The sequence below is a fragment of the Pseudomonas fluorescens genome, from assembly GCF_902497785.1.
Lineage (GTDB): Bacteria > Pseudomonadota > Gammaproteobacteria > Pseudomonadales > Pseudomonadaceae > Aquipseudomonas > Aquipseudomonas fluorescens_BO.
Genome location: NZ_CABVHK010000037.1, coordinates 1 through 2,914 on the forward strand (window position 1 = coordinate 1; position 2,914 = coordinate 2,914).

General features: G+C 59.0%; 3 protein-coding genes. 2 read left to right on the top strand and 1 reads right to left on the bottom strand.

What is annotated here, in order from left to right; genetic code table 11:
• Both F8N62_RS31010 and msrA read left to right on the top strand, forming a co-directional pair.
• On the top strand, positions 1–966 hold a 966-nt coding region (locus F8N62_RS31010), incomplete at its 5' end, for a putative bifunctional diguanylate cyclase/phosphodiesterase (protein WP_150714184.1).
• A 123-nt stretch (positions 967–1,089) separates the two neighbouring features.
• Entirely contained in the window at positions 1,090–1,737 is a 648-nt protein-coding gene (gene msrA, locus F8N62_RS31015; RefSeq protein ID WP_150712214.1) for a peptide-methionine (S)-S-oxide reductase MsrA, read from the top strand.
• A gap of 54 nt (positions 1,738–1,791) precedes the next feature.
• Here msrA and F8N62_RS31020 read toward each other — a convergent pair.
• A partial coding sequence (locus F8N62_RS31020; protein ID WP_150714185.1) for a DHA2 family efflux MFS transporter permease subunit occupies positions 1,792–2,914 on the bottom strand: 1,123 nt, incomplete at its 5' end.

Below are 2,914 nucleotides of genomic sequence, written 5' to 3' on the forward strand. Positions count from 1 at the left end.
ATGTTCGTCGACAACCAATTGATCAGCGTCACCGGCTCCGTCGGCCTGGCCAGTTCGCCGCTGCACGGTCGCGACCCACAAACCCTGATGCGCAACGCCGGGCTGGCCCTGCACAAGGCCAAGGCCAACGGCAAACACCAGGTCCAAGTGTTCACTGAAGCGCTGAACGCCGAAGCCAGTTACAAACTGTTCGTCGAAAACAACCTGCGCCGCGCCCTGACGCAAAACGAGCTGGACGTGTTCTACCAGCCCAAACTGTGCCTGCGCAGCGGTCGCCTGCTGGGCATGGAAGCGCTGCTGCGCTGGAACCATCCGGAAAAAGGCATGATCCGTCCGGACCAGTTCATCAGCGTCGCCGAAGAAACCGGGCTGATCATTCCGATTGGCAAATGGATCGCCCGCCAGGCCTGCCGCATGAGCAAAGACCTGACCGCCGCTGGCCTGGGCAATTTGCAAGTGGCGATCAACCTGTCACCCAAGCAGTTTTCCGACCCGGACCTGGTGTCGTCGATCGCCAACATCCTCAAGGAAGAAGCGCTTCCGGCGAACTTGCTGGAGCTGGAACTGACCGAAGGCTTGCTGCTGGAAGCCACCGAAGATACGCACTTGCAACTCGACCAGCTCAAGCGCCTGGGCCTGACCCTGGCCATGGACGATTTCGGCACCGGTTACTCGTCGCTGAGTTACTTGAAAAAATTCCCGATCGACATCATCAAGATTGATCGAAGCTTCATTCACGAAATCCCGGACAACCAGGACGACATGGAAATCACCTCCGCGGTGATCGCCATGGCCCACAACCTGAAGCTCAAGGTGGTGGCGGAAGGCATCGAGACCGCCGAGCAACTTGCGTTTTTGAGGCGCCACCGCTGCGACGTCGGCCAGGGATACCTGTTCGACCGACCGATCCCGGGCACCGAGCTGATCGAAAAGCTCAAGCGCTACCCGCGCGGGCCAATCGTCTGAGCACACCCCAATCCCTGTGGGAGCGAGCCTGCTCGCTCCCACAGAGGTAGTGCGTAACTGGACGGCATTGGGCACACTGGCGGTCTGTCTATTTACATTTCTACCCACCTGAGAGGACTGATCATGGTTCTGCGCTCGGAAATTCTGGTGAACAAAAACGTGCTCCCGACTAAAGAACAAGCTCTGCCTGGCCGCGAAACTCCGATGAACCTGCCGGAAAAACACTTTGTCCACGACGCACCGCTGCTGGGCCCATTCGCCATGGACGTGGATTTTGCGATCTTCGGCCTGGGCTGTTTCTGGGGTGCGGAACGCAAGTTCTGGCAGCGCGAAGGCGTGGTCAGCACGGTGGTGGGTTACGCCGGCGGCTACACGCCAAACCCGACGTACGAAGAAGTCTGCTCAGGCCTGACCGGCCACAGCGAAGTGGTTCTGGTGGTCTACGAGCCGGCGAAAGTCAGCTACGAAGCGCTGCTGAAGATGTTCTGGGAACTGCACAACCCGACCCAGGGCATGCGCCAGGGCAATGACATCGGCACGCAATATCGCTCGGTCATCTACGCCACCAACCCGACCCAACTGGACGCGGCCAAGGCCAGCGCGAAAGTGTTCCAGGCTGAGTTGACCAAGGCGGGCAAAGGCACCATCACCACCGAAATCGACGAAGCGCCGACGGTGTACTTTGCCGAGGCGTATCACCAGCAATACCTGGCCAAGAATCCTGAAGGGTATTGCGGGATTGGCGGTACGGGCGTCACCTGCCCGATCTAAACCCGTAAAGCAAAAGATCGCAGCCTTCGGCAGTTCCTACAGGGGTGCTTTCAATTAATGCGCCTCGCCAGCCTTAAGCCCCGCCGGCAACTGCTTGGTCAACAACACCGCCAGCATGCTGATCCCCAGCGCAATCCCGACAAAGTGAAACGCATCGTTATACGCCATGATCGACGCCTGCTGATGGGCAATCTCGCTGAGCTTGCCCAGCGCCGCTGTTTCACTGCCGAAGCGCTCCGTCAGGGACGTAATCCGTTCGGCAACCTGCGGGTTGCTCGGCACTATCGCCTCACGCAAATAATCAAAGTAGGTCTTTGTGCGCGCGTCCAGCAATGTGGCGAGGAGGGCGATGCCGATGGCGCCGCCGAGGTTGCGCAGGATGTTGAACAGGCTCGACGCCGAGCCCGCATCCTGCGGCAGAATATAGGCGGTCGCGATCAGCGAAATCGTCACCATGATCAGCGGCTGGCCCAGCGCGCGGATGATCTGGATCTGATTGAACTGCGGCCCGGCGAAATCCGGGTTCAGCACCCCCGAGGAAAAACTCGCCAGCCCGAACAACCCGAAACCCAGGGTGCACAGCCATTTTGGCGAGACGTATTTCATCAGCTTCGGCACCAGCGGAATCAGAAACAGCTGCGGCACGCCCATCCACATGATCACTTCGCCGATCTGCAAGGCGTTGTAGTTCTGGATCTGCGCCAGGTACAGCGGCAACAGAAAGATCGAGCCGTACAACCCGACGCCCATGCCGAGGCTGGAAATACTCGATAAACCGAAGTTGCGATTGCCGAGGATGCCGAGGTTGATCAGGGGGTTGGGCTTGGAAAACTGCACGATGACAAACGTGATCAGGCTGACCAGCGCGATACTGCCCAGGGACACGATCAGGTTCGATTCCAGCCAGTCCTTGCGATGACCTTCCTCGAGAAAAACCTGCAAACAACCAAGGCCGATACCGAGGGTGAGAATCCCGGTGTAGTCGGTGCTTTTCAGCAATTCCCAGTGCGCTTCTTTCTTTTCCAGCCCATACATCAGGCCGGCGATCATGATCAGGCCCGGTGGGATGTTGATGTAGAAGATGTATTCCCAGCCCCAGTTTTCGGTCAGCCAGCCGCCAAGCGTCGGGCCGATGGAGGGCGCAAACGTCGCCGTCATCGCGAACATGGCCATGCCT